This is a genomic window from Solibacillus sp. FSL K6-1554, assembly GCF_038005185.1.
GTDB classification, from domain to species: Bacteria; Bacillota; Bacilli; order Bacillales_A; family Planococcaceae; genus Solibacillus; species Solibacillus silvestris.
Window position 1 is genome coordinate 3,274,928 of the sequence record NZ_JBBOSS010000001.1, and the last position, 18,012, is coordinate 3,292,939.

At 37.3% G+C, this 18,012-nt stretch carries 15 protein-coding genes and 2 pseudogenes; 2 read left to right on the forward strand and 15 right to left on the reverse strand.

The window, feature by feature from the left end; translation table 11 throughout:
* Nucleotides 1-110: 110 nt before the first annotated feature.
* The 6 genes from MHB58_RS16345 to MHB58_RS16370 form a co-directional block, all read right to left on the reverse strand.
* Nucleotides 111-1,103, reverse strand: a complete 993-nt coding sequence (locus MHB58_RS16345; RefSeq protein ID WP_340735627.1) for an AbaSI family restriction endonuclease — start codon at nucleotides 1,101-1,103, stop codon at nucleotides 111-113.
* A gap of 233 nt (nucleotides 1,104-1,336) precedes the next feature.
* Entirely contained in the window at nucleotides 1,337-2,437 is a 1,101-nt protein-coding gene (locus tag MHB58_RS16350; protein WP_008405427.1) for a YkvI family membrane protein, read from the reverse strand.
* 90 nt (nucleotides 2,438-2,527) lie between these two features.
* Nucleotides 2,528-3,634, reverse strand: coding sequence for an o-succinylbenzoate synthase (menC, locus tag MHB58_RS16355; RefSeq protein WP_340735628.1), 1,107 nt, complete (start codon nucleotides 3,632-3,634; stop codon nucleotides 2,528-2,530).
* Nucleotides 3,609-4,442 (reverse strand): GNAT family N-acetyltransferase, encoded by an 834-nt coding sequence (locus tag MHB58_RS16360; protein WP_065216785.1) that lies wholly within the window; start codon nucleotides 4,440-4,442, stop codon nucleotides 3,609-3,611. Before MHB58_RS16360 ends, menC begins: the two co-directional genes overlap by 26 nt.
* Entirely contained in the window at nucleotides 4,439-5,554 is a 1,116-nt protein-coding gene (locus MHB58_RS16365; protein ID WP_340735629.1) for an amidohydrolase, read from the reverse strand. The genes MHB58_RS16360 and MHB58_RS16365 overlap by 4 nt, the downstream gene beginning before the upstream one ends.
* 5 nt (nucleotides 5,555-5,559) lie before the next feature.
* Nucleotides 5,560-6,432: a MurR/RpiR family transcriptional regulator gene (locus MHB58_RS16370; RefSeq protein WP_082990865.1), complete on the reverse strand. Its 873-nt coding sequence runs from the start codon at nucleotides 6,430-6,432 to the stop codon at nucleotides 5,560-5,562.
* Nucleotides 6,433-6,637: 205 nt separating this feature from the next.
* Between MHB58_RS16370 and MHB58_RS16375 the strand changes: the two genes are divergently transcribed.
* A complete protein-coding gene (locus MHB58_RS16375; RefSeq protein ID WP_340735630.1) occupies nucleotides 6,638-8,233 on the forward strand; it encodes a DUF4153 domain-containing protein in 1,596 nt (531 codons plus the stop codon).
* A 150-nt stretch (nucleotides 8,234-8,383) separates the two neighbouring features.
* On the opposite strand, the gene MHB58_RS16380 is transcribed toward MHB58_RS16375, so the two are convergent.
* Nucleotides 8,384-8,860 carry a DinB family protein gene (locus tag MHB58_RS16380; protein ID WP_340735631.1) on the reverse strand — a complete coding sequence of 159 codons (477 nt, stop codon included), beginning with the start codon at nucleotides 8,858-8,860 and terminating at the stop codon, nucleotides 8,384-8,386.
* A 331-nt stretch (nucleotides 8,861-9,191) separates the two neighbouring features.
* Here MHB58_RS16380 and MHB58_RS16385 point away from each other — a divergent pair, with 331 nt between their 5' ends.
* Nucleotides 9,192-9,851, forward strand: coding sequence for a hypothetical protein (locus MHB58_RS16385; RefSeq protein WP_065216781.1), 660 nt, complete (start codon nucleotides 9,192-9,194; stop codon nucleotides 9,849-9,851).
* Between the two features lie 642 nt (nucleotides 9,852-10,493).
* On the opposite strand, the gene MHB58_RS16390 is transcribed toward MHB58_RS16385, so the two are convergent.
* From MHB58_RS16390 to MHB58_RS16425, 8 genes and pseudogenes are all read right to left on the reverse strand, one after another.
* Nucleotides 10,494-11,513: a hypothetical protein gene (locus MHB58_RS16390; RefSeq protein WP_340735632.1), complete on the reverse strand. Its 1,020-nt coding sequence runs from the start codon at nucleotides 11,511-11,513 to the stop codon at nucleotides 10,494-10,496.
* A 242-nt stretch (nucleotides 11,514-11,755) separates the two neighbouring features.
* Nucleotides 11,756-11,941, reverse strand: coding sequence for a hypothetical protein (locus MHB58_RS16395; RefSeq protein ID WP_340735633.1), 186 nt, complete (start codon nucleotides 11,939-11,941; stop codon nucleotides 11,756-11,758).
* Nucleotides 11,942-12,070: 129 nt separating this feature from the next.
* Nucleotides 12,071-13,030: a nucleoside hydrolase gene (locus MHB58_RS16400; protein ID WP_340735634.1), complete on the reverse strand. Its 960-nt coding sequence runs from the start codon at nucleotides 13,028-13,030 to the stop codon at nucleotides 12,071-12,073.
* Between the two features lie 109 nt (nucleotides 13,031-13,139).
* Nucleotides 13,140-13,745 carry a hypothetical protein gene (locus tag MHB58_RS16405; RefSeq protein ID WP_340735635.1) on the reverse strand — a complete coding sequence of 202 codons (606 nt, stop codon included), beginning with the start codon at nucleotides 13,743-13,745 and terminating at the stop codon, nucleotides 13,140-13,142.
* Nucleotides 13,746-14,285: 540 nt separating this feature from the next.
* A complete protein-coding gene (locus tag MHB58_RS16410) occupies nucleotides 14,286-14,624 on the reverse strand; it encodes a transposase (protein WP_340735636.1) in 339 nt (112 codons plus the stop codon).
* A 225-nt stretch (nucleotides 14,625-14,849) separates the two neighbouring features.
* A pseudogene (locus MHB58_RS16415) lies at nucleotides 14,850-14,989 on the reverse strand (transposase); the annotation flags it as partial.
* Between the two features lie 611 nt (nucleotides 14,990-15,600).
* Nucleotides 15,601-16,686 carry a DUF4179 domain-containing protein gene (locus tag MHB58_RS16420; protein ID WP_340735637.1) on the reverse strand — a complete coding sequence of 362 codons (1,086 nt, stop codon included), beginning with the start codon at nucleotides 16,684-16,686 and terminating at the stop codon, nucleotides 15,601-15,603.
* A pseudogene (locus tag MHB58_RS16425) lies at nucleotides 16,670-17,233 on the reverse strand (sigma-70 family RNA polymerase sigma factor). Before MHB58_RS16425 ends, MHB58_RS16420 begins: the two are co-directional and overlap by 17 nt.
* Between the last annotated feature and the right edge of the window lie 779 nt (nucleotides 17,234-18,012).

Genomic DNA, 18,012 nt, shown 5'->3' on the forward strand with positions numbered 1-18,012 from the left:
ATTAAATTTTATACAAATAAGACCGATTCCGCCCAATCTGCTACACTAATTTGGATACATACTATAAGGGCTAGTAGGCTTAAAAATTTCAGAGGGCGCTTTAGATGATTTTATATGAATTCGTATGTAATTTCCGCATTCTTATACTTCTCTTGAAAGCGGTCAAGCTCTTCCTTGTCATAGAAAAATGCGATTTCACGGTGATTGTAGATGGCTTTTGCTACTTTTTTATACGGCTCTTGATTCCCTTCAAAATACATCGGCATTATTGTTGATAGACGCTCATAGCAAACCTTCCCTAACTCCAGCGTTCGTTTCTGATTCACTTTGTACCATCCTTTAAATACATATTCAAACCCACCAAATTCACTTCGGACATGAGCAAATAACGCAATTTCTTGTCTTAGCTCATACAGTCGTTTCTTCATATAAGCTGTATTAAATTCTAAGTCGGTATGATACTCTGTGAAGAATTGTTCGTCCGCGTTTAGTTCATTATCCCAACTGGCATTCGGATAAAATTTTAACGCTTTAATATCGATGGCCTCCTGAAACTTATGCTTGGCCCCACTTCCTTGCAATCCTTTATACCCCGCCCCAAAACAGTTACAGCAATCTTTTACCGTTTTAAAAGCAAGGTGCTCCGTTGCATCCAAGTATCCTCTATGTACGTAAGTCATTGGATTATACTCCTGTTCAACATCCCACACTTTATAATCCATTGTTTCAAACCGTTGACGAATATGTAAAACTACTGAGTCGATTCTTTCATTCATTTCCTGCAAATCATTGATCACTTTTATACGAATAACCTCACATTCAATCGCTTGTACGATATCGTGTTGACGCATAGAATCACTCAGTACCATTTCTTCTGTTAAATGATAGGGCTCATCAATTTCAATAATCATATTGATTTGTGGAAAATAGATATCTGCCAGCGCGTATGTTTTTGTTTCTACATCGCGGACGATATATTGCTGGGTAATCATTTTCACATCCGGGTTATTCAGCAAATGCCATATCCGTGATACTACATAGTTTTCGTCATTCTTCTTATTTGTTTTGGATAATTGTTTTTTAATAAAGTTGTATTTTTTCATTGATAACTCCATTTTTCACGTCATTATAAGAAATATACACGATTTGTTACAATATGGGAAACTGCCTCTATAAGCTAAAATACTGTTGCATCACTGGTGTAACTTCTCTGTATAAATTACTGCATAAATATTATTCAATCAGAAAAGCTCTAAACGCTGATATCACAGCCAATTAGAGCTTTTTGTAATGTGTATATATTAATCTAAGAAATTTCGTTATAACTAACTAAAGTCTAGGACACTTCCCTATTCGAAAGTTGTTTAAAAGGAGGTATAGTTTCCGTTTGTTTCAACTTTTTTCGTCGAATCCATGCAACAATCACGACAAGAATTAAAGCAAACCCTAAATAGCCCATCGTTGAGTAAACTTTCCCTACTAAACTTGTGAAGCCAACTAGGCTTGCAGCAAATCCTGCCAAACCAACGACGATGACAGCTGGCTTGAATGACTTTGATTCCGGTGCAAAGAAGCGCACGGTAAAGGCATAGAACATACCGACTGCCGTATTGTACATCATTCCTAAGAGTGCGATTGACATAAGAACACCTACCGCTGGATGAATTTGATTGGCCAGCTCTAATGTTGGCATATCTACCCCTGCCACCACGTCGATTTTTACGAACATCGCGACATTAATCAGAATAATTAATAGACCTAGCATAATCCCGCCAAAAATACCGCCGCGCCCTGCTACTTTACTATCTTTCTCTGTACCACCCATGACGATTAACAGCGCAGCACCCGCAGCGATGTTATAAGAAACATACAATAATGCGCCAATAAACCAATTCCCTGCCGCTGCCGGCTGCTCCTTCGCTAAGTTATCTGCTTGTGACCATGAAAGATCCATCGTAAAGATTGAATAGATTAATATAACAAAGATAACCCCCATTAAATACGGAGTCACACTCGCAATTATATTAATGATATTTTTCACATTTAATAATAATGTCGCAATCGTTAAACCAACCATGATAATGCTGCCAACCATCGGATCAATGCCAAACATTTGATTGAATGTAGAGCCAGAACCGGCAAACATCACGACCGCTACTCCAAATAAGAAGAACGTAATTAGGAAGTCTAAAATGAAGCCTAAATAACGACCACTAATTTGATAAATAACCTCTTTATGGGAATTAACCTGCATTTCCGATCCTAGCTGTGCTAACGTCATCCCTAAAAAGGCAAAGGCTAATGAAGCGAGAATTCCCCCAACTAGCCCCAGCGTACCGAAACTTGTAAAATACTGCATAATTTCTTGACCAGAGGCAAAGCCCGCGCCGATTATTAAACCGACGAAAGCACCTCCTATTTGTAAACTTCTTTTCATAATGCACCTTCTTTATTGTTTGAATTTTCTGATAAAATAGTCCATAAATTTCCTTAAGCACAAACATTCATGCTTAAGGAGTTGTTTTTATTAGTTATATGTTTTCTTTTCGACCGTATAAGATTCCACTGTTTCACGATTGATCGCATAGCCGATGCCAGCTGTTTGCGGAACCTGGATATAACCATTTTCCGCCACTACCTCAGGCTCGATAATGTCCTTTTCCCAGTAGCGATTCGAGCTTGCTGTATCCCCTGGCAGAATAAAGTTCGATAAAGTTGTCAGTGCTACATTATGTGCACGTCCCACACCCGACTCCAGCATGCCGCCACACCATACCGGGATACCCATTGATTCGCAATAGTCATGAATTTTCTTCGCTTCTGTTAAGCCACCGACACGACCAATTTTAATATTAATAATTTTTGTTGCACCGATTTCGATTGCTTTACGTGCATCCTCTAATGAGTGAATGCTTTCATCCAAGCAAATCGGTGTTGTCATTTGTTTTTGCAGTGTTGCATGATCGATAATATCATCCGAAGCTAACGGCTGTTCCACCATTGTTAAGTTAAATTCATCAAGCTGCTTTAATAGTGGCGCATCTTCTAGACGGTAAGCAGAGTTGGCATCTGCCATAATCGCCACATCCGGGAATTTTTCACGTAGTGTACGCATCACTTCTACATCCCAGCCTGGCTTGATTTTTACTTTGATCCGCTTATAACCGTCACGCACATATTCATCTACTAAAGCGACTAATTCATCGATCGAATTTTGGATCCCAATACTAATTCCTACCTCGATTTGATCCTTTGTACCGCCTAGTGCAGCTGCTAATGTTTGATTCGTTTGCTGGGCATAAATATCCCAAATTGCGCCTTCAATTGTTGATTTCGCCATATTATTTTTACGGATTGGCTCAAAAATAGCACTTACTTCATCTGGATGGCTGATTTCTTTATTTAAGATTAACGGAATCAAATAATCCTCCAGCATATGCCAGTTCGTTTTTAACGTTTCTTCGTTATACCATGGTGAGTGGAAAGCTACAGATTCACCCCAGCCGATTGTCCCTTGTTCATCTTTTGCTTCAAGTAATAAAAAATCTCTATTTGTGAAGGTACCAAAACTTGTTGTGAAAGGTGCCTTTAGCTTCATTTGTAAATGCCTAATTGTAATTTCGGTAATTTTCATGAGTGCTGCCTCCAAGTGCTAATGTGTCTTTTCGTACAAAAATATATTCATTCCACGCTTCCTGCTGCTGCAGGCGAACAGCTGCGTAGCCGGCAGCAAATAATGCCTGGCAAGTTTCTCGCACAGCTAATCGCCAGTGCATCGCATGCAGCTGACTTAATGCCTTTAATTGTTGGAAATCCTTTGGAACAGGTAGAGTATAAACAGGCTTCGTGAAATCTACTTTATGAAACTTGATTCTGCATAAATGGTCCTGCTCCCAAACCATTTCGCCAAGCGGTTCCGGATTTTCGATATCAGGTTGGATAGACTGCGCTACATAATCAGACGTTAAATGCCAATGCACCTCAAAACGATCTGATGGTAACCCTTTATTAAAGCCATCCTGCATTTCGCCGTAGCAGTTTTCCAGGTACGTATCACAAATGCCGTTCAGCTTCGTTAAGTTTAAGTACCCATTGCGTGTTTCCAGTGGATCAAATGTCCATACCATCAGGTCATAGCCTTTTTGAATGGCGATTTCTCGCTGCGCATCTTTCAACTTTTCGCCAACTTTTTGAGAACGATAGGCTTCATCAATGCCAAGCATATGCGAGCATAAATAGGTTTTGCCATTGTTGAGTGCCGCAAAGCCGTAGCTAAAGCCGATTAGTTTTTCGCCTTCATAGGCCCCAACCATAATGCCACCATGCTTGACCGCTGTTAATGTTTGATGTGTCGGCAGAGGGGATGTTTGCCATATTTGCTGCTCCAGCACTTGCACCTGATGCATTTCCTCTAGTGTCGTGAGTTCTTTTATTAAAATCATATCTGATCGCTTCTTTCTAAATGCTGTAACGCGCCAAGTAATGCCCGTTTAATTATTTCTACTCCTGTCTCAAGCTGATTTTGATTAAAGGTCATTTGCGGATGATGTAAACCCGGTGTGACACCACAGCCTAAGCCGAGCATCGTCGTTTTTAAATGCGGCTTCGTATACGCATAAAAATGAAAATCCTCGCCCCCCGGTGTCACGATATCCGGTGCGCAATACGCGGTTCCTACTGTTTCAATAATCGCCTGTCGCATAATGGTTTTTGCTTCATCATCGACCTGTGCTGCCGCAATATGAGCACCAATCGTTGTCGTAATGGCTGCTCCGTACAATGCACTGACAGCATCAATGGCCTTTTGCAAGCCCCTTGTGAGTGCATCCATTGTGTCATTCGTCTGTGCACGCACATCTAAACTAAATGTCGCGGTGCCTGGAATGATATTTGTCGATACACCGCCTGCTTGAATTTGGGTCATTTTTATCGAGGCGCTTTCCTCAGGTTTGATCCATATTCGTTTTAGCGCATCTACTAGTGCGGCTGCTACTTCAATTACGTTTATTCCCTGCTCCGGTCTTGCGCCATGTGCTTCGATCCCAGTAATGGTGCCGTTAATGAGTTTTGCTGCCCCATGATAGAGCGCTGGTGCATGATAACCTTCTGCCAGTTCCACAAGCGGGCGTACATGTGCGCCAAACAAAAACTGCAACGGATCGACTATGCCGCGCTCCGCAATCGCCTTCGCACCAGCTGCCTTTTCCTCTGCTGGTTGGAATATAATCCGTACCGCACTCGATAGATTCATTTTTTGCAAGGCAAATGCTACACCGAGAGCCATCGTCATATGTCCATCATGCCCACAGGAGTGATTGGCCTTAAAGACTCCATCCACTTCCTGCCATAAGGCGTCGATATCTGTGCGGAAGCCGACTTTCGGAATACCTGGACCAATATCCACATACAAGCCCGTCATTCCTTCGAATAATACGGGTGTCAGTCCTGCTTGTGTGAGCTGCTCTGCAATAAATTGCGTCGTTTCTACCTCCTGCCAGCTTACTTCAGGATGATGATGTAAATGCTCAAATATTTCGTTTAAACTTTTCTCCATACAACTCAACTCCATCGATCTGCTAAAAAACTATTTTGAAAATCATCAAACTTTTCGCGTTGTTGCTCATAATACGCCTGATCATGCGACACCATGCCCACGACGAGTGTGTTCATAAAAGCAATCAGTGCCGGCATCATATCAATCGTCGAAAGCTCCGTTTGCTGCAACACAAAGGTAGTATCTGCATGAGGGATAATCGGTGCCACATTGGAATCCGTCATTGCCACCGTATAGGCCCCCTGCTCATGAAACATTTTCGCTAAAGCAATCGATTCCTTATAATAACGATGCAACGATACGACGATGACCAATGCATCCTCATCCATCTCCTGCAATGTACGGATCAGCGCACCTGTATGTGTCTCGACGACTTGTACATTCGGTCGCAAAATATTTAAAGTGAACTTCAGCCACTGTCCTGCAAATTGTGAAGCACCCGCACCGATTAAATAAATCGTCGATGCTTGATGCATGCGTCTTGTAACATCTTGGAATTGGTCAGGGTCGATTTGCTGGGCAATATTAATAATTTGATTACTTACCTGTCCCATAACCTTTTCTGCAAGCTGCGGCTCATGAAATAATGCTTCCTTTGATGCCACATAATTGCCTAACGTACTATTCGTATTCTTTCCAAAAACGAACATCGTGACTTCCTTTTGGAGTTGTGCATAACCCGCCAAGCCAATCGCGTAGCAAAATCGGATCACCGTTGTTTCACTTGTTCCTGCACCAATACCTACTTCACTAGCCGAATGCACCCCAACATAAGTTGGATTTTTCAAGACAAATTGAGCCACCTTTTTCTGCGCTTTCGAAAGCTGATTAAAATGCGCCTCAATCCGCTCGGTAATCGTGGTTGCTTTAATACCCAAAAAGAAGTCACTCCTTCACGATTCTTTTTTTGAAGTTTATACTTCAAACGTTGAATAGTAATTTAACATACTCATTGGTAAAACGCAATGAGTTTTCTGAAAGTTCTAACTAATAAATCTACTTCTTTGTCAATTCAATGAAAATGATTAGCTTGAGCATCTAAAATAAAAGCATATAATGAAGACATAAAGGGGGGTATCTTTGATGAGGTTTAATCGAATCTTTCAACAATTTGCAGCAATAACCGAGGCAATCAAAGCATTTCCACTAGCTACTGTGCTATTAGTCGTCTTATTCTTCGTGAATGTAGCAGAAATTAGCGGTACTGTGGCAAATTACGAAAAATGGCTGGCAACGCTTGTTGTTGCTGTATTTGCTGCATCTGTAGCTGACTTATTTGCCAAACATGTCATAACGTATAGCATCGCAATTTTTTTTACAGGGCTTTTCTTCTGGATTAGCAGCTCCAATGATCTTGTATTAGCGATCCAAACAGGCGTTGTTGTCAGTGCGCTCATGATGGGCTTTATATGGTGCGGAAAGGAAAACTTCAGTGCTCGTTTTTTCCATATTTTCAAAAGCATACTCATCACAGCCTTCTTCTCCATTATCATCTTTGTTGGATTAATGCTCATCTATGCAGCGATCAATTATTTACTGTTTTCAATTAATTCAAATATCATCGAGTATATCGCGGCTATTGTATTTGGTTTGTTTACGCCATTATTCTTCCTGTCCTTGACAATGAAGAAAGAGGAACCTGCCCATATTCTTGAGGTGTTGCTTTCGTACGTAATTGTACCGCTGACAATAGTGTATGCTGTGATTTTAGTAATTTATATCGCACTGCATTTCACCGATTGGTCAGAAAATTTACTCGAACCATTATTAGTGTATTTCGCGTCAACTGTACTCATCGTCTACTTTTTAAGCTACCGACTTAATAATGGGTTAACGAAATGGTTCCGACTTATTTTCCCGAAAGTATTACTTATCATTGTGCTTTATCAGCTCGTTGTCTCCATCATGAAAATCGGAGAGACTGGCATTACACATGGCCGATATTTTGTTATTTTATTCGGTTTATTTGCCATCATCATCGCACTGATCCTGACATTTATTCCAAAAAAGCAATGGCTTGTTGCACCGATTTTTATCGGGTTTAGTTTACTTTCTGTCATCCCGCCTGTTGATGCTTTTACGATTAGTAAAAACAATCAGGAAAATCTACTACAGGAGCGTTTACAATCGCTCAATATGTACGATGGAGAAGTTCAGCCGAATCCGGAAATTTCTAATGAGAATAAACAATTCATTACGGAGAAATTTGATTATTTACAGCGCATGGGTTATGACATTGCGTGGCTGCCGGATCAACGTTTTGAAAAAATCTTTGGTTTCTCGCCACAGTATAAAGATTATCTGAATGAAGTCTATTATACGGTTAACCTAAATGGGGATGAACCGATTATCACTGCGATTGATCATTACGATTATTTTGTTCAAGTATCCGCTTCACAAAATCCACCGCACAGACGCTTTGAGTTAACAAACAATATGCAGCTCCGTTTACAGAAGGATCAGCTCGTGTTAGTGAAAGACGAGCAAGAGCTTTTAGCATGGCCGTTGGAGGAACTAGACACCCTCTTTACAAGTAATTACAGCGAATTATCTGTAGAGGAATCTACTTTAACCGCAGAAAACGACCGCGCGAAGCTGCAAATCATCGTACAATATGCTCAATCCCATCGCAATCAACGCTATGCGGAGTTATATGTTTTTGTGCAGGTGAAGGAATAAGGAATGAATGGAACAGCCCTTGACATGCGGATTGTCGGGGGTTGTTTTTGGTAAGAGGTGAAAAAATTAAAGCATAAAGAACGCACAATTCCTATTTCAAGAATTGCGACCGATTGTGGAATATCGTTTTTCAACAAAAGACTCCTTTAGTTAATAAGAATGAATAGAATTAAACCTTCTTCCAATAAAGTTAGCAGGTACGGGGTTGAGTTCTAATTCTCTTGACCAAATAGAGAGTTGACCAATGTGATGAATTTCATGGGCAATTATATGATGTAATATTTCCTCAACGGTATATTTATCTTCATCCCAAGGTACATATACAACTTTATTTTTAAATTTATCTATATCTTTACTTAGAAATTCTGCTATTTCATTTCGCAATCTATCAGAAAGAGCTTTAACCTTTTCAGGCGTATCATAATCAGCAAATTCAACTACTATGTCTTCTTTGCCTTGAATACCACGAAGCCAACTGTATTCAACATCAATAATGTGAAAAAGAGTATATAATATACTCCCTACTCCACCAGTTCTTTCCTTTTTCAATTCCTCAATCGATAGCTGGTAACACCAATCAAACCATTCGTCTCTGACCTGCCAGTTATATTCAAAAAAATTTAACAATGGGATCACTCCAATATAATTGTTTTAACTATAAGAGTTAGCTTCTTGTCACTAAAATTCCTCTATATTTTTTTAGTAATTTGCTAAACGTTTCTTATCAAAGAAACTAATTGATCACCGTTACAATGTGTAAATAAAGAAGACCATCTAATCATTATTCAACTAAAGCGCCCGATTGTGGAATAACTAATGCTATTATATAGTTATGTTCAGTAATACTCCGAAACTTCGGTTTGGGGCAATTGACATTTAGGAACCAATACTCCCTATTCAATTGAATGGGGAGTTATGAAAATGCTATATCAGTTTTCAAAAAGATAGGGGGAAATTGATGCACTGGTTTGTACGTACCTTTATAGGTACAGGACTTCTTATATTCGGGGGAGGTGCTTTGCTGATGCTCTATGCGGAGTACGGTCTACCGTGGAAGCATGCTGAAATGAAAAGAGAAATGGTTGCTTATTTAGAGCAACGTTATTTAGATGAATTTGAACTTGGAAACATACGCTTTGATTGGATGCACGGAAATAACTATTACACATATGCTACAGCTGCTACGACTGATATTAATTTTTATGTTGAACGTTCAAGCGATGGGACATTTGAAGATGGCTATGGTTACGAATACTGGTCAAGTTTTGGCGAATCTATTATTAAACCGTATATTCCATTTGCATCTACCATTTCAACGAATGTTACTTTTTATGAACCACTCCCTAAAGATAAAGATGTGTTTGATCATTTACAGCATACTTGCTGGACTGTTTATTTAGATATTCCATACTCTTTAACTCAAACAAACAAAGAAAATGAACTCTACAAACTTCTCGACATCATACAACAAATGGATAAGGATGATATATGTTTTGAATATATGCGCGTCGGATATATGGGTGAGGACATTGAATTACATAAAGAAGAGTTAATGCGTATTCACGAATTAGAAGAACTAAAAGTAGTTGACTACGATGTACGAGAACACAACCACTAAACTGCTTGAACAATGGCTTATTTAAATAAGAGTCTTTACTTCCATTAACTATTTATGCACTATTAATCTTAATAACATTCCCAAATAAAAGTTTGTGATCTCCAAAAAAGACATACGTTGATGTTTGATATGCTCCCCATTTGGTAGACAGATTAAAAAATAAAATCTGTTTGTCGAATGGGGGGCATTTATGGATTCTCCCATAGCAGTTATAAGTTAGTTTTTTATAAAAAGTTTGATCATTTTCTTCCGGTGTTACTCAACAATAGCGCCCGATTGTTGAGGAAGGCATTTACTTATTCAAAATTTATGTAATTATAAAAATAATATTAATAAGCGTTATCACTATAATACTGATTAAGGCTTTCGATTTTGTATTACGAATTGCACTTTCAGTTAATTGAGGTTCTTCTTTGTACATCCCTCGTTTCCCCCATAATAAACTTTCTTCTGGATTGAAATAGATCCATATTAAAAGTCCATATATAATAATGATTAGTAATACTCCCACCTTTTACCACACCTTCCTAAAGTAGTCCGTAACTAATATACGATTAAATTTCTTGATAGTTTCAAAATCTTTATTCAATCGCCAATTCCCTTTGAGTTGCTCAACAATCTGGCCCGATTGTTTAATAGGCATTAATGAAATCTAAACCAAGCAAACCATTGCCCCTGTTTGTTTTTAGTAACAAAAATTTGCCTATGTGAAGCATCGTATGCTGGTAAGTATTGTGGAAATAAAACTTCTACAAACCAAGAATTATTAGCTATTTCTTCTCCGCAATAATTTTTAGCCATTGCATAATAAGCATCTGGATGTGGTGACTCTGAAAGATGCGCTACGGTTTCTACTTTCCATCCTTTGTAATTTTGATTTTTATAAACCTCGGGTATAATTGTGTTTAATGCATTTAGAAGACCTTTATCTGAACTCACAGGCTCCAAATTTTGCGAGTCAGGACATTTCCCATTGCTAATCAAAAATGGTACTCCCTCATCTGTTTCAGCAAATGCTATTTGAGAATACATCAAAATTCCTAACAAATTTTGTGGCGGAATATATTCTCCTGTTGTTACATTAAAGCCAACTGCTTTCATTTCTGTCTGATTGCTATTCCAACCTATTACTAACATTAGGGAGATATTTGTCACTGTGTCTTTTCGCAGCATAAAATTGTAACCTTTTGCCCAGTCTTTACCTGGATAAATACTGCCCATTTCTAATGCTTTTTTTAGTAATACAGGTGAATCGTATTTAATATCAGCAGCTCCTACAAACTCCTTTTGGGGATAGGGAGATGTACCTTCTGTTGTCAAATCATTTAGTCCATCAATTTTCCCATCATGGATGGTTACTAAAAAATACTTATTAGTGTCTGGCACTCCAAACGAAATATTCCAATTTTCCCTTTTACCGTTTGCTCCAATTCCCTTCCCAGGCTTATCTATATCTATATTGATTGCAACTAATAATTGAGCATTTTCATTCCATTTCAATGCTGATGGATATGCTAATTCAATAGCTTGTTTTATTGATAATTCTTGGTGTTTACTGACTTCTAATGTTTTTTCAGCTGCTTGTAATGAACGAGCAGATAATTTCTCAATAGTACCTACTGAAACTAATAATATTAAGACAACAAAAACTACTTTTTTCATTTTTCTAACCCTCTTTTTAGAGGTATTCTATCCAAACCTTATCCAATTATCCTTCCTCTTTAGTTTAAGTCTAATTCATCACTATTACGATTAAGTTATGGATAAATATGTGATTACTTTACTCCACAATATGGCCCTATAACGGAAAAACGCGATCTTCTTATTGAAGAATCGCGCCTGATTGTTGAAGATTGATTTTCTGCGTCCACAACTTAACTTGGGAACGATATTTGTATATAGATTTATGCTTCATACTGCCTATAAAATGAATAATGATCTTTGAAGATTAGAAACCATCCTTGTACTTTACCGATGTCTTTTTGGTCTACAAAATCTACTAAAATGGCAGGACCCAAACCAATTGTCAGACATCCTAAACTAAGTGCTAGCGATAGAAACGCAATGGCAAGTACATCTGATGACTTCAATGTTCCAACAAAATAGAAAATACCACTTAGCGCTAATAATGGAACTAAGATGAAAATACGGCTTTTAACAACGTTTTTCGTTTTCGCATATAATTTATCAGATACCGTTGAAAAGAATAGTGGCTCCTCTTATGATAGTCGATCTGAAATTGTCCGGACGGCATCCATAAATACTTTAACAAATGCTTCGCGATCCACATCATGCAATACATGCACGTTTGGTTTATTGCCTGTTGAATTGTATAAATCTACGACTGTCGCACCTGTTGTAATACCTTCTGTCGACATTTCTACATAGTAGTCTGTTCCTTTGAAAAACTCAGGATGCAGTAAATACAAGATGGCAGAAACATCATGGAAGCGGAGCACATCGGCGTAATGCGGCTCACTAAAAGGTGTTGGTTTCGCTACGTCCAAATAGTACGTTACAAGATCATAAGCCTTTTGCGCAAATTCTGTACCGATGTCTAGAATTTTTTGCGCCTCAGTCTGTGTGACGAATGCTTTGTGCGTCACATCTAACCCGCACATGCTCATCGGTACACCTGATTGCATCACAATTTGAGCGGCATGCGGATCAACAAAGGCGTTAAATTCGGCAACGGCTGTTTTATTGCCACCCTGAACTGCGCCACCCATCCATGAAATCGTTTCAATGTGATCCTTTACTTCTGGGTGTGCTAGTAATAATGCACCGACATTTGTTAAGGGACCTGTCGCAACAATCGTTACCTTTTCTTCACTCGCTAAAATCGTTTCACGCATAGCTGCAACTGCTGGACGGACATTTGTCGGTACTTCCACTTTCGGAAACTCTACTTTTCCAAAACCAAATGCACCATGAATCTCCTCTGCAACTTCAAGCTTACGGAACATCGGCTGCTCAAGCCCTCTTGCAATCGTCACGTCTTCTCCAATATAATTTAAAAATGCATGTGCATTGTAATTCGCCTTACTTTGCGAAATATTTCCAGATGCAGTCGTTACTAAACGAATATCAAAAATATCCTTATTGGCAAATGCTACGGTTAGCATCATTGCATCATCAATGCCTGGATCTGTGTCAATAATTAACGGTCGTCTTATCATGCTGTATCACCTAATTCCTTCATTTATAGTCTCAGTATTAGATTGCCATAACCACTGTGTTAATTAAAGCAAAAAAGTACATCCTGATAAAATCAAGATACACTCAGATTTAATTATCTATATCCTTATGATGAGAAAACTCGATGAGCATTAAGTCTTCTGTATCCTTCTCTATTTTTTCTATATCCGGACGATCCCAGTCACTTCCGTTATACTTTTCTTGATCCAATATATAATGAAGCTTCGTATACTCCGCATTTTGTATTAATTGAAGAATATACCCTACTCGGTCCATCATGTACTTATTTAAAGCCATCATATCTTTATTAGACAGTTGGCTAATGACTTCTAATGGTGTATTTTCAGGAATCTTTGAGTATTCATCATAACCATATTTACCAGCATGCATATCTTCAATGATGCCATTTCTAAAGATAAAGTGAACTATTTTGCGTGATAAATCAAACACATTCTCTTCAGGATCACTTTCTTCAGGTATCTCGCACTTGTTAATATATTCTAATGTCATGGTATTTTTTTGTCTTTCAAAATTTATAGCCTCTACATCTTCCTCATAAAAAAAGCCTTCCATTTCAACTAACTCATCCACGAATTGCCGATCAAGCTTTTTAAATGTACCGTTAATAACCTTTATCAAATTACTTCTTTCTATAGGGTCAATTGAATCCAAAAAGTCGTCTTTATCTGAGCTCATTTTATAGCCTCCATATGCTTACAAGTTTGTTGCATCAGGTACAGTCATACTTGCTCATAGTTTTGGATAATCTCATTAATTTTATTCTGGAAATAACATTACCAGGATGTGAGTGTGTCTGTACCTATTACCAATTTCTAAAAATAAAAAATGCCAAAATCCTTATAATAGGATTTTGACACTTACTAAATTTCTTATATGGAGACGGACCACCAAGTACACTACCCAAACTAAAGGCCGAAAATTCCCCTAAATTCTATTCGATAGTGGATTCTATTTTCTTCCACATTACGAGACTTTGCCTTGAGTGTAAGGTATTAATACGGAAAATGATTATTTCATTTTCAGATTCTTTATCATTTAAATTTGTAACTTCAAGTCGTTCTATCAAGTTACTTACTACAGTCTATAAAACCTCGAACCGTTGAGGGTTTCAATATCAACATTTAAGCCATCATGATTTACCTTTTACCTATTCATTAACATATGAATAGTCCAATGACTAGAAAACTTTCCTAGGCCATTTAACTAGGAATTTAATTACTTATTTAAACTTCCTTGCAACTTTTTAATATAAAAATCCTTTTCCCCAATCAAAGTCATTGCTTCCTTCAAATCGTTTTGTGATTCTTCTAGTTGCCTTTTTAAATTTAATACTTCTTTTTTAAATATAGCTATATCTATTTCACTATTTAATTCTAGGGTACTTTGCTCTCCTACTACTCCGTACTTTCCTTCTTCGTATTCTCTTCTCCACTTCCTAACAGTATTAACATTCACTCCATATTTCTTTGATGTAAAGGTATTATTGTTAGTGCTAATAGCTTCTTTAGCAACTTTTATTTTAAATTCATAATCATATTCATGTTTATTACTCATTTCTCCACCTCTTCACTAGTAATCTTTAGTATGTTACTAGTATATAATCCACTCAAAACAATATCAATAGTATATATAGTGTTTAATGTTTCATCTATAGTCTATTGGTCATCAATCCACTAGCTATTACTGTTGTATGTGGTGATGGTAATGGAAGATATAGAACAAGTAGTAGGTGACTTTTCTGTTTCACCCAACTTTTTCTACATAATATCCTCGACATCAACATTTACTATTTCCATATTTATATTTCAAATTTGCATGTAGATGGAATATCAGACTACAACCCCTTTAAGATACCCAACAAACGCAGAGACACTTAGCTTAGTTGGAACACTCACAAACATATGTATATAATCAGGACACGAACCCCCTGTATAGGAGGGGGTTTTAAATTCTACAAAAAATAAAGCATATAACGCCTTTTCTGACGACTATATAAGTATGGAGACGGTGGAGTTATGACTAACTATTTCACAAACGTTGTTATATCAACGCTTATAAGCACTTTTCGACTATAATTTTTAAGTGCTCCTACGGATTTACCTACGATAGAATAAAAATATGCGTTGTAAGAGCATCTTAATATTAAGGTTAATGCTATAGAAATTCGCTTCTTCAACAATCGCGCCCGTTTGTGGAATAAGTAAAAACCTGCATTCTCATATAGGTTTCTTATCAAAATTAAATATAGTAATTAAATATAGTTTATCAATCTTTATTAAAAGACCACATATAATTGGATCGATAGAAAAAAGTAGTTAAAAATAAGGTAGAGGACTAGAGAAGACAGTAGCTTCCTGCATCCCAAACCGCTGCCTAAATGAAATAACCGTGTCTAACTTTTAGGGGTCACTTCAGTGAAGTTTAAGGACTTTATTTTTATAGTCTGAACTGTCCCTTCAATTGTAAAGTGTATTCACAATTGGCGTGCATTTTATGTTTTACGTTGTTTTTCACAAATAAGTGCTGTGCTCTATTTGGGAATATCTACAATAATATCCTCAAGCTCTATTTTTTCCTTTATAGAATTGGTATTACCTCTAAAAATTTTAACGCCATTTTCATCAATTTCGTCAGCCTCCATCAATCGGAAGAATGGAGTGATTATTAAAGTTTCAGCATCCGGATGCAGTTTTTCAAAGGTATAGACAAATTCCATATCTCCATGGTCGTGTCCTATACCACCGGTTAACGTTGATGTATACGTATTACCTAGATTATCCTTTACTTTTAAACCGGAAGAAATCATGTCCCATTTATCTTTTAAGTTCTCATTTCTTATCATTTCTTTGTAATTGACGATAAAGGAAATCGGTGTGTATATGATTTCATTTAGTTTAATTCCTAGATCAGCATTTTTTGATGCAGGTGCTTCCACGATTTGGACTTTAGGCTCAGTCGCCTTAGCATTTATTTCAAAATCCCAACTCCCCTGGATCATTTCCTTTTTATCCTGACTGGAAATACTACTAATGTGAAACTCAAAATTCGCCTCCTGTAAATAATTAGATAAGTTCAAGATCGCTGTAGTTAAGCCGGCGTATTGATTTGGCCCGACTTTTTCAATCCTATGTTCCGTATTATAGAGGGCGTATTCGCGGCCATCTACCTTAAAAGTAGTCTCAATTTCCGGGGAATCACCTAAATCCCTGTCCGTTTCAATATAATAGCCAACTAAAAACTTTTTACTATCGAATAAGCTTTCATTTACCGTAATCGTTGTCCCATTGCTTTCTGCTACAAGATTTTGTTGATCGGCGAATTCCTCATAGCCTGATATTATTTTTTCTTGGGTCGAGAAAAGCTTGATAATACTGTTCAAAACTGGAATTTCCTGAGCGAATGTTGTGTAGGAAAGACCTATAACTGATGCAGCACCGATACCCAACGACAAGCAGACAGCTGCAGCTCCCTTCATCCACTTTCTCGGTGTTGTTTTGGATGTCTGTATTCTCAGGTCCCTTTTAAACTGTGCTTTTTCAAGTTCTGTTACCTCTGCTTCTTCAAACTCAGTTAAATCGATTTCAATATCATTGAAGTGTTTAAACAGATTTTTCAATGGGCATACCCCCTAAATCTTTTTTAAGTTTTTTCCTGCCATGGTAAAGCCGGTTATTAATAGCCGATTTTGTCATCTGCAATTGATGGGCAATTTCTTCTGTATCAAAATCTAGTAGGTACTTCATTATAAAAATTTTCTGATCGACAGGCTTTAATGTCGAGATTATTGCCTAAATGTTCTCCTGTTCTTCCAGATAGGTGCTTTCATATTTCATTGGGTCATTCTGCGTAAGCTCTATATCCAAAGAGGGGCTTTCTTTTTTCTTCATTTCCATGCGGTAATAATCGATTGCTTTATATTTTGCAATCACGCATACCCATTTTTGAAAGTCAGCTGCATCTCCTTTGAACTTTTTCGCGTTTTTCCAGATAGATAATAGAATATCGTTACAACACTCCTTTATGATGTCATTAATGTCAAGAGGACCTAAAATTTTCAATACAACACCTTTTATTAATGGAAGATAGTGATCGATTACGTAATCAAGAGCGTTTTCTTTGCCGCCTTGAAGGTATTTTATAAAATTATGTTCATTAATCTTCATTTCCTTCTCCTTTATATAGTATTGATACTGCAAAAGCCTTTACATTATATATAACGTTAAATGGCACCTATTTTTCGCAAAAAAGCCCAAAAAAGTTGAAATATTGAAACACATATCGACTTTATTTCAAATTTCTTAACTTATATTTATAAGGGCGTCATTGCTATCAAAGTGTTGTTTAGTAAACTTCATAACAGATTGTTATTCAACAATATGGCCCTATAAAGGAAAAACGCGATCTTCTTATTGAAGAATCGCGCCCGATTGTTGAATAACAAAAAATAATTAGGGCTATTGACCGTGCAGTTACTCAGCAGCCAAATTAGAATGAGCACCGTAACTCGCCGGAGACAACCTTTCCGGCGCCTTACTATCACGTCATGTCTTCACGCCAGCTGTCCCATACGGTAACATTCCATTTGAATACACTGCACCTGTAGTTAGTGCTTCTAAATTAATCTTGCCAACTTCATCGCCAAATCCATAAACAAAAATATCTGAGCCATTTACAGGAGAATTTTTAATGCCTAAGGAAGATGTTTGATGATTTACATTAAATTTGACTTTTAGAATCTAATTAAAATTGTATACAGTCATTGTTCCTTGGTACACATTTACACCATACTTTTAAGGTTGCAAGTAATTTTAATAAAAGTAATAAAAGCATAATGTTATTTTGAATTTATTAACATAATGACAATTCCCATAATATACTTGTATTTATTTGTGGTATCATAGAGTAATATATTTCATGTGTTAGAAATATTATGAAGAGGGGT

What these genes read in the sequence shown, in the direction of transcription:
- MHB58_RS16385 (WP_065216781.1), top strand. Translation starts at nt 9,192, where the DNA reads ATGCACTGGTTTGTACGTACCTTTATAGGTACAGGACTTCTTATATTC.
- MHB58_RS16410 (WP_340735636.1), bottom strand. Translation starts at nt 14,624, where the DNA reads ATGAGTAATAAACATGAATATGATTATGAATTTAAAATAAAAGTTGCT.
- MHB58_RS16375 (WP_340735630.1), top strand. Translation starts at nt 6,638, where the DNA reads ATGAGGTTTAATCGAATCTTTCAACAATTTGCAGCAATAACCGAGGCA.
- MHB58_RS16390 (WP_340735632.1), bottom strand. Translation starts at nt 11,513, where the DNA reads ATGAAAAAAGTAGTTTTTGTTGTCTTAATATTATTAGTTTCAGTAGGT.
- MHB58_RS16365 (WP_340735629.1), bottom strand. Translation starts at nt 5,554, where the DNA reads ATGGAGAAAAGTTTAAACGAAATATTTGAGCATTTACATCATCATCCT.
- menC (WP_340735628.1), bottom strand. Translation starts at nt 3,634, where the DNA reads ATGAAAATTACCGAAATTACAATTAGGCATTTACAAATGAAGCTAAAG.
- MHB58_RS16345 (WP_340735627.1), bottom strand. Translation starts at nt 1,103, where the DNA reads ATGAAAAAATACAACTTTATTAAAAAACAATTATCCAAAACAAATAAG.
- MHB58_RS16405 (WP_340735635.1), bottom strand. Translation starts at nt 13,745, where the DNA reads ATGAGCTCAGATAAAGACGACTTTTTGGATTCAATTGACCCTATAGAA.
- MHB58_RS16400 (WP_340735634.1), bottom strand. Translation starts at nt 13,030, where the DNA reads ATGATAAGACGACCGTTAATTATTGACACAGATCCAGGCATTGATGAT.
- MHB58_RS16360 (WP_065216785.1), bottom strand. Translation starts at nt 4,442, where the DNA reads ATGATTTTAATAAAAGAACTCACGACACTAGAGGAAATGCATCAGGTG.
- MHB58_RS16350 (WP_008405427.1), bottom strand. Translation starts at nt 2,437, where the DNA reads ATGAAAAGAAGTTTACAAATAGGAGGTGCTTTCGTCGGTTTAATAATC.